The organism is Streptomyces mexicanus (assembly GCF_902506575.1).
Classification (GTDB): domain Bacteria; phylum Actinomycetota; class Actinomycetes; order Streptomycetales; family Streptomycetaceae; genus Streptomyces; species Streptomyces mexicanus.
This window is the reverse complement of the sequence record NZ_LR732544.1, coordinates 608,986-625,163: the sequence shown is the minus strand read 5'-3', so window position 1 is coordinate 625,163 and position 16,178 is coordinate 608,986. Positions and strand designations below refer to the sequence as shown.

The 16,178-nt window shown below is 73.5% G+C and carries 16 protein-coding genes; 9 read left to right on the top strand and 7 right to left on the bottom strand.

Annotated elements, in window-relative coordinates:
* Positions 1–74: 74 nt before the first annotated feature.
* Positions 75–785 (bottom strand): TetR/AcrR family transcriptional regulator, encoded by a 711-nt coding sequence (locus GV126_RS02890; RefSeq protein ID WP_159662400.1) that lies wholly within the window; start codon positions 783–785, stop codon positions 75–77.
* A gap of 162 nt (positions 786–947) precedes the next feature.
* On the opposite strand from GV126_RS02890, the gene GV126_RS02885 reads away from it, so the two are divergent.
* The gene (locus GV126_RS02885) at positions 948–1,580 is read left to right on the top strand and encodes an alpha-ketoglutarate-dependent dioxygenase AlkB (RefSeq protein WP_159662398.1); all 633 of its coding nucleotides are present in this window, start codon (positions 948–950) and stop codon (positions 1,578–1,580) included.
* A gap of 60 nt (positions 1,581–1,640) precedes the next feature.
* Here the strand turns inward: GV126_RS02885 and GV126_RS02880 are convergent, their stop codons facing one another.
* The gene (locus tag GV126_RS02880; protein ID WP_159662396.1) at positions 1,641–1,994 is read right to left on the bottom strand and encodes a J domain-containing protein; all 354 of its coding nucleotides are present in this window, start codon (positions 1,992–1,994) and stop codon (positions 1,641–1,643) included.
* A 215-nt stretch (positions 1,995–2,209) separates the two neighbouring features.
* Here GV126_RS02880 and GV126_RS02875 point away from each other — a divergent pair, with 215 nt between their 5' ends.
* The 4 genes from GV126_RS02875 to GV126_RS02860 all read left to right on the top strand — a co-directional run bounded on the left by GV126_RS02875 (position 2,210) and on the right by GV126_RS02860 (position 6,329).
* Positions 2,210–2,596 carry a hypothetical protein gene (locus tag GV126_RS02875; protein ID WP_159662394.1) on the top strand — a complete coding sequence of 129 codons (387 nt, stop codon included), beginning with the start codon at positions 2,210–2,212 and terminating at the stop codon, positions 2,594–2,596.
* Positions 2,597–2,932: 336 nt separating this feature from the next.
* Positions 2,933–3,955, top strand: coding sequence for an AI-2E family transporter (locus tag GV126_RS02870; RefSeq protein ID WP_236569851.1), 1,023 nt, complete (start codon positions 2,933–2,935; stop codon positions 3,953–3,955).
* 202 nt (positions 3,956–4,157) lie between these two features.
* Positions 4,158–4,913, top strand: a complete 756-nt coding sequence (locus GV126_RS02865) for an MBL fold metallo-hydrolase (protein ID WP_159662390.1) — start codon at positions 4,158–4,160, stop codon at positions 4,911–4,913.
* Between the two features lie 183 nt (positions 4,914–5,096).
* Positions 5,097–6,329 (top strand): DUF4032 domain-containing protein, encoded by a 1,233-nt coding sequence (locus GV126_RS02860; RefSeq protein ID WP_159662388.1) that lies wholly within the window; start codon positions 5,097–5,099, stop codon positions 6,327–6,329.
* A gap of 5 nt (positions 6,330–6,334) precedes the next feature.
* Here GV126_RS02860 and GV126_RS02855 read toward each other — a convergent pair whose 3' ends face one another.
* Both GV126_RS02855 and GV126_RS02850 read right to left on the bottom strand, forming a co-directional pair.
* Positions 6,335–7,207 (bottom strand): universal stress protein, encoded by an 873-nt coding sequence (locus GV126_RS02855; protein WP_159662386.1) that lies wholly within the window; start codon positions 7,205–7,207, stop codon positions 6,335–6,337.
* Positions 7,208–7,371: 164 nt separating this feature from the next.
* The gene (locus GV126_RS02850) at positions 7,372–9,171 is read right to left on the bottom strand and encodes a M4 family metallopeptidase (protein WP_185946961.1); all 1,800 of its coding nucleotides are present in this window, start codon (positions 9,169–9,171) and stop codon (positions 7,372–7,374) included.
* 310 nt (positions 9,172–9,481) lie between these two features.
* Here GV126_RS02850 and GV126_RS02845 point away from each other — a divergent pair, with 310 nt between their 5' ends.
* From GV126_RS02845 to GV126_RS02830, 4 genes are all read left to right on the top strand, one after another.
* Entirely contained in the window at positions 9,482–10,714 is a 1,233-nt protein-coding gene (locus GV126_RS02845) for a serine hydrolase domain-containing protein (protein ID WP_185946960.1), read from the top strand.
* A gap of 62 nt (positions 10,715–10,776) precedes the next feature.
* Positions 10,777–11,454 (top strand): AIM24 family protein, encoded by a 678-nt coding sequence (locus tag GV126_RS02840; RefSeq protein WP_159662384.1) that lies wholly within the window; start codon positions 10,777–10,779, stop codon positions 11,452–11,454.
* 114 nt (positions 11,455–11,568) lie between these two features.
* Positions 11,569–12,528, top strand: coding sequence for a threonine/serine dehydratase family protein (locus GV126_RS02835; RefSeq protein WP_159662382.1), 960 nt, complete (start codon positions 11,569–11,571; stop codon positions 12,526–12,528).
* A 191-nt stretch (positions 12,529–12,719) separates the two neighbouring features.
* Entirely contained in the window at positions 12,720–13,691 is a 972-nt protein-coding gene (locus tag GV126_RS02830) for an LLM class F420-dependent oxidoreductase (protein WP_159662380.1), read from the top strand.
* Between the two features lie 33 nt (positions 13,692–13,724).
* Here GV126_RS02830 and GV126_RS02825 read toward each other — a convergent pair whose 3' ends face one another.
* The 3 genes from GV126_RS02825 to GV126_RS02815 form a co-directional block, all read right to left on the bottom strand.
* Entirely contained in the window at positions 13,725–14,216 is a 492-nt protein-coding gene (locus GV126_RS02825) for a DUF6328 family protein (RefSeq protein ID WP_159662378.1), read from the bottom strand.
* A 110-nt stretch (positions 14,217–14,326) separates the two neighbouring features.
* Positions 14,327–15,310 carry an aldo/keto reductase gene (locus GV126_RS02820; RefSeq protein WP_159662377.1) on the bottom strand — a complete coding sequence of 328 codons (984 nt, stop codon included), beginning with the start codon at positions 15,308–15,310 and terminating at the stop codon, positions 14,327–14,329.
* 90 nt (positions 15,311–15,400) lie between these two features.
* A complete protein-coding gene (locus GV126_RS02815; RefSeq protein WP_159662375.1) occupies positions 15,401–16,105 on the bottom strand; it encodes a ribonuclease H family protein in 705 nt (234 codons plus the stop codon).
* Positions 16,106–16,178 lie beyond the last annotated feature (73 nt).

Sequence of the window (16,178 nt, the reverse complement as noted above, 5' to 3'; positions counted from 1 at the left end):
AGTGCGTGTCTGCGGTTCCCCGTGCGGGTGCGCATGCTCAGTGCGGGTCGGCGGTTCTCCCTGCGGGTGACTCCTCAGTGCGGGTGGGCACGGCGGGTGCCGCCGTCCGTGAGCAGCGCGGTGAGCAACTGGCCGAGCCAGGTGCGGGCGCCGTCGACGTCCTTGTCCAGCAGCAGCCGGGTGGTGACGCCGTCGTAGGCGGCGACGACCGCGTGGGCGGCGGCGTCGGCGTCGCCGAGGACGGCGGGCAGGGGGGTGTGCGCGTGGGCGCGGGCGAGCCGGTCCGCGATCGCCCGGCGCAGCCGCGCCCGGTGCTCCAGCAGGGTGCGGGCCACGTCGGGGCGGCGGGCCGCGTGCACGAGGAAGTCGGTCTTGACCAGGAGCCAGTCCACATCGAGCAGCAGCACCTCGGTGACCCGGTCGACGGCGGCCCGCACCTCGAGATCCGTGCCGTCGCCGTCCGGACCGCCGGCCGCGCGACCACTGTCCACGGCGTCCCCGTCGTCGGCGGCGTCCGCGGCGAGCGCTCCCGCCACCTGGTCCGCGATCAGTTCGGCGCGTTCCCGGTACAGGGCGAAGAAGAGCTCGTCCAGCGTGGCGAAGTTGGAGTAGAAGGCGCCCCTGCTGTATCCGGCGGCCTCGCAGACCTCCTCGATCGACACCCGGCCGAAGCCCTTGGCGGCGCACACCCGAAAGGCGGCCTCCAGCAGCCTGGCCCGCGTCCGCTCCCGCCGCCGGGTCGGGCGCTGCCCCGCGCCGGGCCCGTTCGCCCCCTCGACCGTCATCCGCGCCCTCCGATCGATACGGGAACGTATCCGATACAGCGATGTATCGGAAGAGGCCGGAGCCCCAGAGCCTCCGGAACCCTCACCGCCCCGACAGGCCCCGCCTCTGGCCGCCACCACCCAAGGGGAACGTATTTTCGATTACAGAGGTACGCTGGCCGTATGACCGCGCACCACCTGCAGGGCTCCCTGTTCGACCAGGCCGACGAGCTGCGGCTCGGCCCGCTGGACGGCCTGCACCGCACGGACCTCGGCCGGGGCGCCTGGATCGATCTGCTGCCGGGGTGGCTCACCGGCGCCGACGACCTGTTCGAGCAGCTGGCCGCGGAGGTGCCCTGGCACGCGGAGCGCCGGAAGATGTACGACAACGTCGTGACCGTCCCCCGGCTGCTCGCCTTCTACGGCGCGGGAGATCCGCTGCCGCACCCGGTGCTCACCGAGGCCCGCGACGCGCTGTCCGCGCACTACGCCGCCGAGCTGGGCGAGCCGTTCACGACGGCCGGGCTGTGCTACTACCGCGACGGCCGGGACAGCGTCGCCTGGCACGGCGACCGCATCGGCCGGGGCAGGCGCGAGGACACGATGGTCGCCATCCTCTCCGTGGGCGCGCCCCGCGACCTGCTGCTGCGTCCGGCGGGCGGGGGCGGCCCGACGCTGCGGCGCCCGCTGGGCCACGGCGACCTGATCGTCATGGGCGGCTCCTGCCAGCGCACCTGGGAGCACTGCGTGCCCAAGAGCACGCGGGCCACCGAACCGCGGATCAGCATCCAGTTCCGCCCGGCCGGCGTGCGCTGAACCGCGAGGGCGCTCGCGCGCCGCTTCGCCCCGCCCCGTGTCCCCCTGTCGACGCGCGGATCAGGAGCGCCGCGGCCGCTCCCAGCGCACCGGGCCGGCGCGCAGGGGCGGTTCGGCGGGCGGGTCCCCCAGGACCACGCCCCGCCGCCCGGGTGCCGGTCGCGGCGGGAGCCGGTCAGCTCCGGCGGTCCCGCCGGGGGCCGGGGCGCGGGTCCGGTCGTAGGCCGAGCGCCGTACGGGGTCGCGCAGGGTCTCGTACGCCGCGCGCACCTGCCCGAACCGCCGCGCCGTGTCGGCGTCCACGCGGGTGTCCGGGCGCAGCTCCCGCACCCGGCGGCGGAAGGCGGAGGTGATCGCCTGCGCCGTGGCCGAGGGCTCCACCCCGAGCACCGCGTACAGGTCCGGCACCTCCATGCGAGCCACCTCCCCGACCGCCGCCCCCGCGACGCACGGCACCGTGCGAGGCACGGCGGCAGCCGTCGCCACCTGCGGCGTTCGACGACATTGCGCACATGCCCGGGATAAAACCTGAGCCCTCGCTTGTCAACAGTCGCGCTTGCGAGGTATACGAAAGACAGGAAAGAGGGACAGGCGCTCCGTGCCCGTGGCAGGACAGGAGGTGCTGGACAGTGATCACCGAACTGGCCGTCGAGCGTGTCGAATTCACCTGCGGCTCGTGCTGGCACCGCTGGAGCGTCGACTACGACGTCCAGCGCCGCGTGGACGACCACGGCGACGAGTGGGAGCACTTCTCCTACGACAACGAGCCGGTTCCCTCCCCCTACACCCCGCAAGGCGCGCCCGCCTGCGCGTACTGCGGCCGGCGCTGGGTCGGCCACCTCGTCGCCCGACGGCCCGTCCCGCTGCCCGACGAGGCCGACACCTACCGCAGCGCGGTCCCGTCCGAGGGAACCCACCGCCCCGAACGGCACACCGCGCCGATGCTGCACGCGGCCGACCACCCGCAGCCGCGAGCGGGCACACCGGCCGCCCCGTCGTCGGCGAACCACGGCTGACACGCCGTCGGGCACGCCGCCGGCGCCGCCGGCCGCCTGCGGAGAACGGGTGGCGCCGCGCGAGGCCCGGAAGTAGCGGGTGGGCCCCGGGGGCGGCAGGATCAGGGACGGAGGGCGTTCCTCCACGGACGGTGGCCGCGCGCACCGCCGGCCGCTCACGCCTTCGTCGCCCGATGAGGAGGGCAGCCCATGGCACGGGGCCACGCCACCCCCGCCCGACGACTCGGGCGCGTACACCGCGCCACCGGGCGCGGGGCGGGAGCCGGCCCCCGGGACGCTCAGCGACGTGCGGGGCGGCGGGAGAGCGGGAACGAGGCCGTCCGGCTGGGGGCCGGGGTGCGCACCGGCGGATGGCTGCGCGCGGGGTTCGGACTCGGTCTCGGGGCCACCCTGGCCTGGCTGCTGGTGCACACGGTCTGGCAGATCGGGGAGCTGCTGTCGCTCTTCCTGGCGTCCGTCTTCGTCGCCGTCGGCCTCGAACCGCTCGTCGGCCTGCTGACCCGGCACCGGGTACGGCGCGGCTGGGCGGTCGTCGTGGTGCTCCTGCTGTTCACCGCCTGCCTGGCGGGCTTCGCCGCGCTGGTCGCCCAGCCCGTCAGCGACGAGGTGAACGCGCTGGTCAAGGCCGTACCTCGCTGGCTGACCGAACTCCACAACCGCCATTCGTTCCTCGGTCACCTGGAGGACCGGTACCAGGTGATCTCCAAGCTCCGGCAGGCCCTGACCTCCGGCGGGGCCGGCGTCGTGGGCGGTGTGCTCGGCGCGGGGAAGATCGTGCTCAGCCTGGTGACGTCGGTGGTCATCGTCGTCGTCGTGACCATCTACATCATGGCCGGGCTGCCCGTGATCAAGGGGTTCTGCTTCCGCTTCGTCGCCGCCAGCCGGCGCCCGCGGGCCGAGGCCGTCACCGACGAGATCCTGGCCCGCACCGGTCGTTTCATGCTGGCCAACATCGCCACGTCCGGCATCGCCGGCCTCGCCACCTTCGCCTGGTGCGCGGCGGTCGGCGTGCCCTACCCCGCCGCCCTGGGCTTCTTCGTGGCCCTGATGGACCTCATCCCGGTGCTCGGCTCGACGATCGCCGGGGTGGCCGTCAGCCTGGTCGCCCTGTCGGTCTCCCTGCCGATCGCCGGCGCCACCGCCGGCTTCTACATCGCCTTCCGGCTCGCCGAGGACTACCTGATCACTCCCCGTGCCATGAAGTACGCCGTCGACGTGCACCCGGTGGTCACCGTCGTGGGCGTCCTCGTCGGCGGCGCCCTGCTCGGCATCATCGGCGCGCTCGTCGCGGTGCCGGCGGCCGTCGCCATCGGCATCCTGCTGGACGAGTACCTCTTCCCCCGCGTGGACGCCTCGTGACGTCGCGGCGCGGCGCACGGCGGCCGGCGCCACCCGCGCCCCGCAGCGGCGGGCGCCTTCCCGGGCCGGGACCTCGTCACCGTCCCGACCGCGCCCCCTCGCGGCCGGGACGAACGTATCGGCCCTCCCGGCGGACGTGGTTTGCTGTCGTGGTCGGGTTCGCTGTCCTGGTCGGGCAGTCGCGCGGGATGCGGGGAGATCGATGAAGGCGGGCGTGCAGCAGGTCGCCGACGGCACCTTGCTGGTGCACGGCAGTCACACCAACTGGGTGATCCTCACGGACGGGGAGGCGGCCACGCTGATCGACACCGGGTATCCGGCCGACCGGGAGCAGCTGCTGGCGTCGCTGGCCGCGGTGGGTGTCCCGCCGGGCGCGCTGGCGGCGGTGCTGATCACCCACGCGCACAACGACCATCTGGGCTCCGCCGAGTACCTGCGCGCCGCCCACGGCACCCCGGTGTACCTGCACGAGGCCGAGGTGCCGCACGCCCGGCGGGAGTTCCTGCACCAGGTGAGCGTGGGTCAGGTGCTGCGAAACGGCTGGCGGCCGGGGGTGCTGCCGTGGGCCGTGCACGCGCTGCGGGTCGGCGGCACCGCGCACATCCCGGTCGCCGAGCCCCGGCCGTTCCCGGTGCCGGGCCCGCTGGACGTGCCCGGGCGGCCGGTGCCGGTGCACACACCCGGGCACACCCGGGGCCATGTGGTCTTCCATCTGCCCGACAGGGGCGTGCTGGTCTCCGGTGACGCGCTGGTCAGCGGGCACGCCACCTCGCGGCTGCGCGGGCCGCAACTGCTGCCGGACATGTTCCACCACGAACGCGCCCGCGCCGTGGCCTCGTTGGACGTCCTCGAAGCCCTGGACGCGGAGGTGCTGCTGCCCGGCCACGGCCCCGTGCTCCACGGCCCGGTCGGGCAGGCCGCACGGCAGGCACGGGACCAGGCGCTGCAGGCGTACTGACCGGCGGCGCGCACACTCAGGGCCTGTCGTCCGGATCACGCCGGGCTCACGGGCCCTGGCCCCGTGCCTCGCCGCGTCGTCGTCGGTTGCCATGGCGCGCCCTCCTCCGCCTTGTGATGCACGGCACCCGGCCCCGCTCACCGATCCGGCCTGATCCGAACGGAAGGCCCTAGGCTTGCCGCCATGGCCTTGCAGATCAGCGCCACCAATCCGGAGCATCCCGCGCTCCTGCTCGAACTGCCCTGGGACACCCCGCTCGAGGAATGGCCCGAGGACCGTCTCGTACCGCTGCCGCGCGGCATCTCCCGGCACGTCGTGCGCTACGCCCGCGCGGGCGAGGAGGTGATCGCGGTCAAGGAGCTGGCCGAGCGGCCGGCGCTGCGCGAGTACGAGCTGCTGCGCGACCTGGACCGGCTGTCCATCCCCGCGGTGGACGCGCTGGCCGTGGTCACCGGCCGCACCGACCGGGCGGGCGCCCCGCTGGAGCCGGTGCTGGTCACCCGGCACCTGGGCGGTTCGATGCCGTACCGGTCGATGTTCGAGACGACGCTGCGTCCGGCCACCATGCACCGCCTGATGGACGCCCTCGCCGTGCTGCTGGTGCGGCTGCACCTGGCCGGGTTCGCCTGGGGCGACTGCTCGCTGTCCAACACGCTGTTCCGGCGGGACGCGGGCGCCTACGCCGCCTATCTGGTGGACGCCGAGACCGGCGAGCTGCACCCGCGGCTGAGTCCCGGGCAGCGGGAGTACGACCTGGACCTGGCCCGGGTGAACATCAGTGGCGAGCTGCTGGACCTGGAGGCGTCCGGGGCGCTGCACCCGTCGGTGGACCCGGTGGAGTTCGGCACGGAGATCTGCGCCCGCTACCGGAGCCTGTGGCAGGAGCTGACCCGCACCTCGGTCTACCCGGCGGGCAAGTACCACTACATCGAGCGCCGGATACGGCGGCTGAACGACCTGGGTTTCGACGTGGCGGAGATGCAGATAGAGCACTCGTCCAACGGCGACACCGTCACCTTCGTGCCCAAGGTCGTCGACGCCGGCCACCATCAGCGGCAGCTGTTGCGCCTGACGGGGCTGGACACCGAGGAGAACCAGGCCCGGCGGCTGCTGAACGACCTGGAGAGCTGGATGGCCACCCAGGAGGACTACACCCCGGGCGACCCCCTGTCGGCCCGCCCGGAGGTGCTGGCGCACCGCTGGGTGCGGGAGGTGTTCCGGCCCACCGTGCGGGCGGTGCCGGCCGAGCTGCGCGGCGGGATGGACCCGGCCGAGCTGTACCACCAGTTGCTGGAGCACCGCTGGTACCTGTCCGAGCGGGCGCAGCACGACATAGGCCTGGACACCGCCGTCGCGGACTACATCAAGAACGTCCTGCCCAAGGCGCGTACCGCCCTGGACGCGACGACGCCCTGAGCGGTTCAGGCGGGCGGGACCACGGCCACCGGGCAGCCGGCGTGGTGCAGCACACCGTGCGCCACGGAGCCGATGCGCGCGCCCACCGCGGTGCGGCGGGCCCGGCGTCCCACGACCACCAGTTGGGCGTGTTCCGCCGCCGCCAGCAGCACCTGGCCGGCGCTGCCCATCTCCACGTGCTCCACGACGGGCACGTCCGGGAAGCGCTCGCGCCACGGCCGCAGGGCCTCGGCGAGCGCCTTCGTCTCGTAGGGTTCCAGTCCCCCGGCGTCGTCGAGCAGTTGCATCGAGCCGGGGCTGTAGGCGAAGACCGGCGGCAGGGTCCAGGCGCGTACGGCGCGGACCTGGGCGCCGCGGGCGGCGGCGGTCTCGAAGGCGAACCGCAGGGCCTCGGCGCTGTCCTCGGCGCTGCCGTGCTGGCCGACGACGATCTCCCGCCCGGCCGCCTCGGCGGCGGGGTCGTCACCGGCGCGCACCAGGACGACGGGCCGGGCGGCCCGGGCGATCACCTGCTGCCCGACGGAGCCGACGAGGAAGCGGACGAGCGCGCCCTGTCCGCGCGAGCCGAGTGCCAGCAGGTGCGCGTCCGCCGCGGCGGCGGTCAGGGCGTCCGCGGCGTCGTCCTCCACGACGTCGGTGGTCACGGTCAGGTCCGGGTGGCGGTCGGTGACCTCGCGGAGGGCGCCGGTGATCATGTCCTGGAAGCTCTGCCGCTGGGCGTCGCGGTCGCCGAGGTCGACGGCGTCGTGGACCTCGAAGCGCCAGGCGTGCACCACGCGCAGCGGCAGACCGCGGCGTTCGGCCTCCCGGGCGGCCCAGGCCAGCGCTGCGCGGCTCTCCTCGGATCCGTCGACTCCTGCCGTGACCGGTCGTGCCATGCCGTCCGCCTCTTTCGTATCGGGCCGGTTGTCCGTCCGTGGCCCAGTGTTCCCCACCGGGCGCGCTCTACCGCAGCACCTCGCGGTGCCGTCCCGGCCGACGCGTATGAGGATGCCCCGCCGCTGGGGCGGGGCATCCGGGTATCACCGCGGGTGGCGACGCGTCAGGGGCGGGCCGCCGGGGTGTTGGCGGCGGTGACGTTGACCGCGGCCCAGGCCTGGTCCACCGTCCGGTACTCGGTGCTGTCCTGACCGTACAGGTCCCTGGCCGCCGCCAGCGTCGCGAGGCGCGCGTCGTGGAAGTCGGTGGTGGAGACCATGTAGCGGGTCAGCGCCCGGTAGAAGACGGCCGTGGCCTTGGTGCGGCCGATGCCCCGCACCGTCAGGTTCTGGTACGTCGGCGAGTCGTAGGTGACGCCGCCGATCGTCTTGCGGCCGCTGCCCTCGGCGAGCAGGTAGAACGCGTGCGAGGAGACCCCGGAGCCCGCGTGGACCTCGGTGTCGTACACCGCCGGCGACCAGTAGTCGATCGTGCCCTCCAGCTTGTCGAGGGAGGGGTGGTCCAGGCGGCGCAGGAACTTCTGGGACAGGCCCAGCTTCTCGCCGATGAGGTAGTTCGGCGGGTTCTTGGCGTTGTTGGCGAAGAACTCCACGTCGGAGCCGAAGATGTCGGCCAGCGACTCGTTGAGCGCCCCGGGCTCGCCGTACTGGTTGCCGCGGGCGTCCACGCGGGTGGGTTCCAGCTGCGCGGTGGCGTCCACGACGCCGTGGGTCAGCTCGTGGCCGGTGACGTCGAGCGCGACGAGCGGCTTGGGGAACATGCCGCCGTCGCCGTCACCGTAGAGCATGCAGCCGCAGGCCGGGTCCCAGAAGGCGTTCGCGATCCGGTTGCCGAAGTGGACCATGCCCTTGGCACCGCGGGAGTTGTTCTCGATGCCCTTGCGCCCGAAGGTCTTCTGATAGAAGTCCAGCGTCTTGGTGATGCCGTACTGGGCGTCCACGGCGGCGCTGACGCGGCTGGAGACGGCGCCGTTGCCCCACGTGTCGGTGGTGCTGGTGATCGGAGTGCCGCTGGAGAAGCTCTCCGTCAGCTGGTTCTTCGCGTCCCGCGTCTCGGTGCCGTAGCGGGTGGGGTCCTTCAGCAGGTAGCCGGTGCGGCCCGTCTGGGTGGTGATCAGCGGGACCGTGCCCACGAACAGGGACGAGCCGGTGCCCGTCGCGGTGCGCGGGTACTTCGCCACGGAGGACGAGTACGGGATCGCGCGGCGGGCGGTGCGCGGGGCGGTGGCGGTGACCGGGCGCAGCGTCTGTCCGCGCTCGCGCAGGGCGGCGAGCAGCTTCGGCGACAGGAACTCGTCGCTGTCGGGGGTGTTGCTGCGCACCTTTCCGGTCAGGGCGTCGACGACGACCGTGCGGGAGCCGGTGTCCTCGTCGGTGGCGCTGCCGGTGACGTGCACCTGGTAGGCGAGGGCCGAGGCGCCGCCGCGGGCGTCCACGACCAGCTGGGCGGTGCCCGCGCGGCCGCCGGCCGCCGAGGCCGCGGTGGCGGCCGCCTGAGCGGGCGTCAGCCGGGCGGTGGTGGTGGCGGGGACGACCTTGTGGTCGGCGGCCCGGGTGACACCGGTGTAGGCGAGCGTGCGGTCCAGGTGGACGACGAGGTCGCCGCCGAGGACGGGCATGCCCTGGTGGGTGCGTATGAACCGGACGTGCCGGGCCCCCTCGGGGTCCAGCATCACGTCCTCGGCCCGCAGCGCGTCGCCCTGTGTGACACCGGTCGCCGAGGGGTGCGCGAAGGCGGCGGCGCGGGCGGCGTTCACCACCGCGGCGGTGGAGGACACCGCGGACGACACGGTGCGGTGGCCCGCCCCCGTGGCGGGGGCGGCCAGGGCCGTGCCGGCCAGGCCCGTGGCGGCCGTCGTCACGACGACGGCGACCGCCACGTTGCGTATGTGGGGTCTGTGCACTCTTGAGGGTCCTTCTTTCCGTGCGGGCGCTCGGCACCGGCCGACCGCCCGGAGCGCATGGCGTCGTTGCGCCATGGGGGCTGATGCGGCCCCGAAGGAACCTACAGGGGCGAGTCATGCCCATGTAAAGCACGAAGGACCAATTCCGTGCAGCCCATGACAATCTTTTGCCGATCCACCCCACTCGGTGATCGGCGGGCGACCAACTGTGTGTCGTACCAGGAGATGTGACGCGGTGCGAGAAGGTTGCATGATCCGCATGTGACCGATCTCGCACGGATCCGGGCCACCGGATCCGGGAGGGAACCGTATGGCCTCACGAACCCTGCGCGGCAGCGCGCTCGCCGGATCGCTGGTGCTGGCCCTGCTGGCCGGACCGGCACACGCCGCGGGGCAGCGGCCGCACGCGACGGCACCCGATGCCCTGCCGGCCCCCGACACGGCGGCTCTGAGCCGCCTGCTGCGCACCGCGCTCACCCAGGGCGCGCCCGGTGCGATGGCGCGGATCGACGACCACCGCACGTCCTACGACGACCACGCCACCGTGCACCGGGCCACCGAGGGCGTCGCCGACCGCGGCACCGGCGAGCCGATGGACACCGCCGACCGGTTCCGCATCGGCAGCGTCACCAAGGTCTTCTCCGCGGTCGTCCTGCTGCAACTGGCCGCAGAGGGACGGCTGGACCTCGACGCGTCCGTCGACCACTACCTGCCGGGCCTGCTGCCCGACCGCCGGATCACGGTGCGCCACGTGCTCAGCCACCGCAGCGGTCTGTACGACTACACCTACGACATGTTCGCCCATACCGTGCCCGGCTTCGAGGCGGTGCGCACCAAGGTCTTCAGCTACCGCGACCTTCTCGCCCGGTCGCTGAAGCACCCGCTCACCCACACACCCGGCACCGTCTACTCCTACTCCAACACCAACTTCGTGGTCGCCGGGCTGCTCATCGAGAAGCTCACCGGACACCCGGTGCGCACCGCGTACGAGCGGCGCATCATCGAGCCGCTGAAGCTCACCGACACCTTCTACGTCCACCCGGACACGAAGATCCCCGGCCGCCACGCACACGGCTATCTCACCCCCGACGAGCCGAAGTCCGCCCTCGTGGACGCCACCGACCAGACCGCGTCCTGGGCGCAGAGCGCGGGCGCGCTCATCTCCTCCACCCGCGACCTGAACACCTTCCTCTCCGCCCTGCTCGGCGGACGACTGCTGCCCGCCGCCCAACTGGCCGAGATGCAGAGATGGTTGCCCGCTGGAACCGGCCAGGCCTACGGGCTCGGGCTGCGCCGCCGCGACCTGTCGTGCGGGGTGTCGGTGTACGGGCACACCGGTGTCGTGCAGGGCTACTACACCTACGCGTTCACCAGCAAGGACGGGCTGCGCAGCCTGACGGCACTGGCCACCACCTCCAACAACGACGCGGTGAACACCACGATGCTGGGCACGCTGGAGTCGGCGTTCTGCGGCAAGAAGGCCAAGGCGCGCGGCACGGCCCCGCCGCGTCGCGCCGCCGCGGGCGGCGACCTCGCCCGCTGACCCGGGTCACGCGTCCGCGGGCGATCTTGGCGGAACGAGTGGTTCCGGGCCAGGATGCCCACATGAAGGGTGATCTCTTTTCCAGTGAGCACGTGGTGCGGCCCGCGTCCGCGCCCGGCATGTCCGTCGAGAACGCCAAGTGCCTCCGGTACGTGGTGGACGGCGAGATGGTCGCCCGCCAGGGCTCGATGGTGGCCTTCCGCGGTGATCTGCGCTTCGAGCGCAAGGGCCAGGGCGTGGGCGGCATGCTCAAACGTGCGGTCACCGGGGAAGGGCTGCCGCTCATGGCGGTGCGCGGGCGGGGCGAGGCGTGGTTCGCGCACGAGGCGCAGAACTGCTTCGTCGTCGAGGTGGAGCCGGGCGAGGAGTTCACCGTCAACGGCCGCAACGTCCTGTGCTTCGACGCGTCGCTGACCTACCGGATCACCACGGTGAAGGGCTCCGGCATCGCGGGCGGCGGACTGTTCAACAGCGTGTTCACCGGGCAGGGGCGCCTCGGCCTGGTGTGCGACGGCACGCCCCTCGTCCTGCCGGTCACACCGGAGCAGCCGGTGTACGTCGACACCGACGCCGTCGTCGGCTGGACGGCCCGTCTGGAGACCTCGCTGCACCGCTCGCAGTCGCTCGGCTCGATGCTGCGCGGCGGCTCCGGCGAGGCCGTCCAGCTGATGCTGCGCGGCGAGGGCCACGTCGTGGTCCGGCCCAGCGAGGCCACGCCGGCGAAGCCGCAGCAGCACTGAGCACCCGGCCCGCCCGGCGCCCGATGCCGAAACGTGTTGACCCGCGGTGCCCGGCCGGGCGAGGGTCGAGGGTGGCGCGGACCGTCAGCCCCCGCGCCGGAAGGGTGAACAGCCTTGATCGGCATCTCGGAGATCGAAGCCGCCGCCGAGCGGATCACCGGCCACGTCGTACGGACCCCGACCGTGCCCAGCCCGGGTCTGTCCGCGCTGCTCGGCGTCCCCGTGACCGCGAAGCTGGAGCTGCTGCAGCGCACCGGCTCCTTCAAGGCGCGCGGCGCGACGGCGAAGCTGCTGTCGCTGGGCGAGGCGGAGCGGGCCGCGGGCGTGGTGGCGGTCAGCGGCGGCAACCACGGGATCGCGCTGGCGGTGATGGCGGCGGCCCTGGACGTGAAGGCGACCGTGGTCATGCCCCGCTCGGCGCCGGCCCGGTCCATCGAGCTGGCGGAGGCGACCGGGGCGACGGTGCGGCTGACGGACGGCATGGACGAGGCGTTCGCGACGGCGACCCGACTGCGGGACGAAGGCCTCACCCTGGTCCACCCCTTCGACGACCCGGTGGTGATCGCCGGGCAGGGCACCGTCGGCCTGGAACTGGCGCAGGACGCCGGTGACCTCACCGACGTGCTCGTCAGCATCGGCGGCGGCGGCCTGATCGCGGGCGTCGCCGCGGCGCTGCGCGCGCTGCGGCCCGGGGTGCGGGTCTGGGGCGTGGAGACGGAGGGCGCCCAGGCGATGTCCGAGGCGCTGGCCGCGGGCGGCCCGGTGCCGGTGGCCGTCTCCTCGATCATCACGACGCTGAGCGCCCCGACGGTCTCGCAGCTGACCTACGACCACGTCGCCGCGCTGGTCGAGGAGGTGCTGGTCGTGTCGGACCGGGACGCCGTGCAGGGGTGCCTGGACCTCGCCGAGCACGCCAAGCTGTGGGCCGAGCCCGCCGCGGGCTGCCTGCTGCCGGCGGCCCGGCTGGTGCGCGAACGGGTCGGGGACCGGGCCCGGCTGGGCCTCGTGGTGTGCGGGGGCAACGCCACGACCGCCGACGTCATGTCCTGGGCGGAGGGTTTCGGGCTGCGCTGAGAGCCGGGTCCGGACCGGGTACGGGCCTGGTCCGGGGCGCCGCCGCTTCGGGCCCGTCCCGGTCCGGATCCGTCCCGGTCCGTAGCCGTGCACGTGCGCCGTGCGCCGTGCGCCGTGCGCCGTGCGCCGTGCGCCGTGCGCCGGGAACGGTCTCCCGTTTTCGGTGCACCGGGTCCGGGGACTCGGCGGGCATGGTGCAAATCGGATACACGATGATGACCGAGCAGGCCGGTCCGCGCGAGCTGGTCCAGCACGTGGTGCGCGCCGAGGAGGTCGGCTTCGACTTCTCGGTGACCTCGGACCACTACTTCCCGTGGCTGCGTTCACAGGGTCACTCACCGTACGCCTGGAGCGTCCTCGGGGCGGCCGCGCAGGCGACCTCGCGCATCCCGCTGATGACGTACGTGACCTGCCCGACGTTCCGCTATCATCCGGCGGTCGTGGCGCAGAAGGCGGCGACGGTGCAGTTGCTGTCCGAGGGCCGGTTCCGGCTGGGCCTCGGCGCGGGCGAGAACCTCAACGAGCACGTCGTCGGCGAGGGCTGGCCCGCCGTCGACGTACGCCACGAGCGGCTCCAGGAGGCCGTGGAGATCATCCGCGCCCTGTTCCAGGGCGGCCACGTCACCCGGCACGGCGTGCACTTCGACGTGGAGTCGGCCAAGCTGTGGGACCTGCCCGACCAGCCGCCGCCCATCGGGATCGCGGTCTCCGGCGAGCAGTCCTGCACACTCGCCGGGCACCTGGCCGACCTGGTGATCGCCACCGAGCCCAAGGCCGACCTGCTGGAGGCCTTCGACCGGCACGGCGGTCAGGGCAAGCCGCGGGTGGGCCAGCTGCCGGTGTGCTACGACACCGACCGCGACGCGGCGATCGCCCGGGCGCACGAGCAGTTCCGCTGGTTCGGCTCCGGCTGGAAGGTGAACGCCGAGCTGCCGCACCCGGACTCGTTCGAGGCGGCCACGCAGTTCGTCACGCCCGAGGACGTGGCCGAGTCCATTCCCTGCGGCGACGATCCGGAGGCGTTCGTGGAGGCGGTGCGGCCGTACGCGGAGGCCGGGTTCACGGAGATCGCGCTGGTGCAGATCGGCGGCGAGACGCAGGAGGCGTTCCTGGACTGGTCGGCGAAGACGCTGCTGCCCGCACTGCACGACGCCCTCGGCTGACCGGGGGGCGGCCCCTGGGGCCCGCGGGCCGTCTCACCGGGCGGTGTAGCGGCGCCGGGTCCACAGGGGCAGCACGAACCAGCACAGCAGGTACCAGGCGACCACGAGGGCGACCAGCCACGGCACGAACCCGCCGTGCGTGGCCACCCTGAGGATCAGCAGCAGGGCACAGGTCGTGGTGGCGACCAGCAGGACCAGGCCGACGAAGGTCAGCCGGGACGCCAGGCGCACCGCCTGGGGTTTGACCCGGCGCCCGGAGACCAGGCGGTGCAGCGAGACCGGCCCGATGAGCGCGCCGGTCGTGGCCGCCCCGAGGAACACCGTGACGATGTAGAGGACCTGGTCGGCGTGGGCCAGGCTGTCGTACTTGGGCTGGAAGACGACGGTGAGCAGGAACCCGAAGAGGATCTGCACTCCGGTCTGCGCGACGCGGACCTCCTGGATCAACTCCCCCCACATGCGGTCGGCGCGTTCCTCCTCGGTCTCGTCACGCCCCCGGCGCCGGGGTGCCTGATCGCCGGTCATCGCCGTCACCTCGCCTCCTCAGCGGTGCCCGCGGGCCGTGGCCCCGTGCCGTTGCGGATGCCCCGGCTCGCGGATTTCGCTCACGCGGTGACGGCGAAGTGACCGACGTCCTACCAGCGGCTCTCGACCTGGTCCTTGATCCGGCGGTCGTACAGGTCGCGGATCGCGGCCAGGGTCTCCTCGGACAGCGGGGGCATCTTGCCGGCCTCCGCGTTGGCGCGGGCCTGCTCGGGCGAGCGGGCGCCGGGGATGACGGTGGTGACGCCGGGCTGCTGGATGATCCAGCGCAGGGCGAGCTGGGCCGGCGTGCAGCCCTCGGGGGCGAGCGCGGCGAACTCGGCCGCAGCCTCCACGCCGGTGGCGAAGTCCACGCCGGCGAAGGTCTCGCCCTGGTCGAAGGCCTCGCCGTGGCGGTTGAAGGTGCGGTGGTCGTTGGCGGGGAAGACCGTGTCCTTGGTGTACCTGCCCGACAGCAGGCCGGAGGCGAGGGGGACCCGGGCGATGATGCCGACGCCGGCCTCGCGGGCGGCGGGCAGCACCTCGCGCAGCGGCTTCATGCGGAACGGGTTGAGGATGATCTGCACGCTGGCCACGTTCGGGCGGGCGATCGCGGTGAGCGCCTCGGCGCAGGTCTCCACGCTGACGCCGTAGGCGGCGATGCGCTCCTCCTCGACGAGCGTGTCGAGGGCGTCGAACACCTCGTCGCGGGAGTACACGGGGGTCGGCGGGCAGTGCAGCTGCACCAGGTCGATCCGGTCGACGCCGAGGTTGCGCCGGGAGCGGTCGTTCCAGGCGCGGAAGTTGTCCAGGACGTAGTTCTCCGGGATCTGCTCGACGCGCCGGCCCATCTTGGTGGCGACCAGCACGTGCAGGTCCGGGCGGGAGCCGAGGAACGTGGCGATGGTCTGCTCGCTGCGCCCGTCGCCGTAGACGTCGGCGGTGTCGAAGAAGGTCACCCCCGACTCGGCGGCCGCCTCCAGCACGGCGAGGGCTTGCTTGTCTTCCACGTCGCCCCAGTCCGCGCCCAGTTGCCAGGTGCCGAGCCCGACGACCGACGCGTGCTGGTGTGACCTGCCGAATTCACGTTCGTCCATGGGGGCCAGTGTGTCATCCGCCACCGCCCGGCACGGAATCGGCGGCCCGGCCGGGGGCGGCGGACGAGGGCCGCGGAGGGTGCCGCCTGCTCAGCCGGCGACGGCCGTGCGGCATTCGGGGTGGCCCCACCCCTGGTCGTTCTTGGCGATGGGCTCGCCGGCCGCGTAGGAGCGGCCGCACACGCAGCGGCCGGGGAACTTGGCCTTGATCGTGCGCGCGGAGCCGCCGGAGCCGCGGCGTGCGGTCTTGGCGCCGTTCGCGCGGCGGCGCGGTGCGGCGGCCGCCGCCGCGGGGGCGGGCGGCGGCTCCGGGGAGCCCAGGGCGCTGCCCGCGGCCTGCTGGGCGCTCGCCGCCTGGCTGGCGGCGCGGTCGGCGAAGTCGTTGAGCTTGTCGCCGTCGACCTGGTGGGCGGGCACGTAGCGCAGGTCGACCGCGCGGCCCTCCAGCAGCGCGTCGATGCGGACGACCAGCTCCTGGTTGGCGACGGGCTTGCCGGCGGACGTCTTCCACCCGTTGCGCTTCCACCCGGGCAGCCAGGTGGTGACCGCCTTCATCGCGTACTGGGAGTCCATGCGGATCTCCAGCGGCACGTCCGGGTCTGTGGCCGCCAGCAGCCTTTCCAGGGCGGTGAGTTCGGCGACGTTGTTGGTGGCCGTGCCGAGCGGGCCCGCCTCCCAGCGGGACGGAATCCCGCTCTCGTCGGAGATCACCCACGCCCAGCCGGCCGGACCGGGATTTCCCTTCGACGCCCCGTCGCAGGCGGCCACCACTCGTTCACGCATGGCCCCGATCATCCCACGACCGGCCGGTCCCGCGGGACACGGCCCGAGGCGCCCCGGGAGGCGCCCCGCGCCCCCTCCTCCGGAG

What these genes read in the sequence shown, in the direction of transcription:
- GV126_RS02890 (WP_159662400.1), bottom strand. Translation starts at nt 785, where the DNA reads ATGACGGTCGAGGGGGCGAACGGGCCCGGCGCGGGGCAGCGCCCGACC.
- GV126_RS02885 (WP_159662398.1), top strand. Translation starts at nt 948, where the DNA reads ATGACCGCGCACCACCTGCAGGGCTCCCTGTTCGACCAGGCCGACGAG.
- GV126_RS02880 (WP_159662396.1), bottom strand. Translation starts at nt 1,994, where the DNA reads ATGGAGGTGCCGGACCTGTACGCGGTGCTCGGGGTGGAGCCCTCGGCC.
- GV126_RS02865 (WP_159662390.1), top strand. Translation starts at nt 4,158, where the DNA reads ATGAAGGCGGGCGTGCAGCAGGTCGCCGACGGCACCTTGCTGGTGCAC.
- GV126_RS02860 (WP_159662388.1), top strand. Translation starts at nt 5,097, where the DNA reads ATGGCCTTGCAGATCAGCGCCACCAATCCGGAGCATCCCGCGCTCCTG.
- GV126_RS02855 (WP_159662386.1), bottom strand. Translation starts at nt 7,207, where the DNA reads ATGGCACGACCGGTCACGGCAGGAGTCGACGGATCCGAGGAGAGCCGC.
- GV126_RS02845 (WP_185946960.1), top strand. Translation starts at nt 9,482, where the DNA reads ATGGCCTCACGAACCCTGCGCGGCAGCGCGCTCGCCGGATCGCTGGTG.
- GV126_RS02840 (WP_159662384.1), top strand. Translation starts at nt 10,777, where the DNA reads ATGAAGGGTGATCTCTTTTCCAGTGAGCACGTGGTGCGGCCCGCGTCC.
- GV126_RS02830 (WP_159662380.1), top strand. Translation starts at nt 12,720, where the DNA reads ATGGTGCAAATCGGATACACGATGATGACCGAGCAGGCCGGTCCGCGC.
- GV126_RS02825 (WP_159662378.1), bottom strand. Translation starts at nt 14,216, where the DNA reads ATGACCGGCGATCAGGCACCCCGGCGCCGGGGGCGTGACGAGACCGAG.
- GV126_RS02820 (WP_159662377.1), bottom strand. Translation starts at nt 15,310, where the DNA reads ATGGACGAACGTGAATTCGGCAGGTCACACCAGCACGCGTCGGTCGTC.
- GV126_RS02815 (WP_159662375.1), bottom strand. Translation starts at nt 16,105, where the DNA reads ATGATCGGGGCCATGCGTGAACGAGTGGTGGCCGCCTGCGACGGGGCG.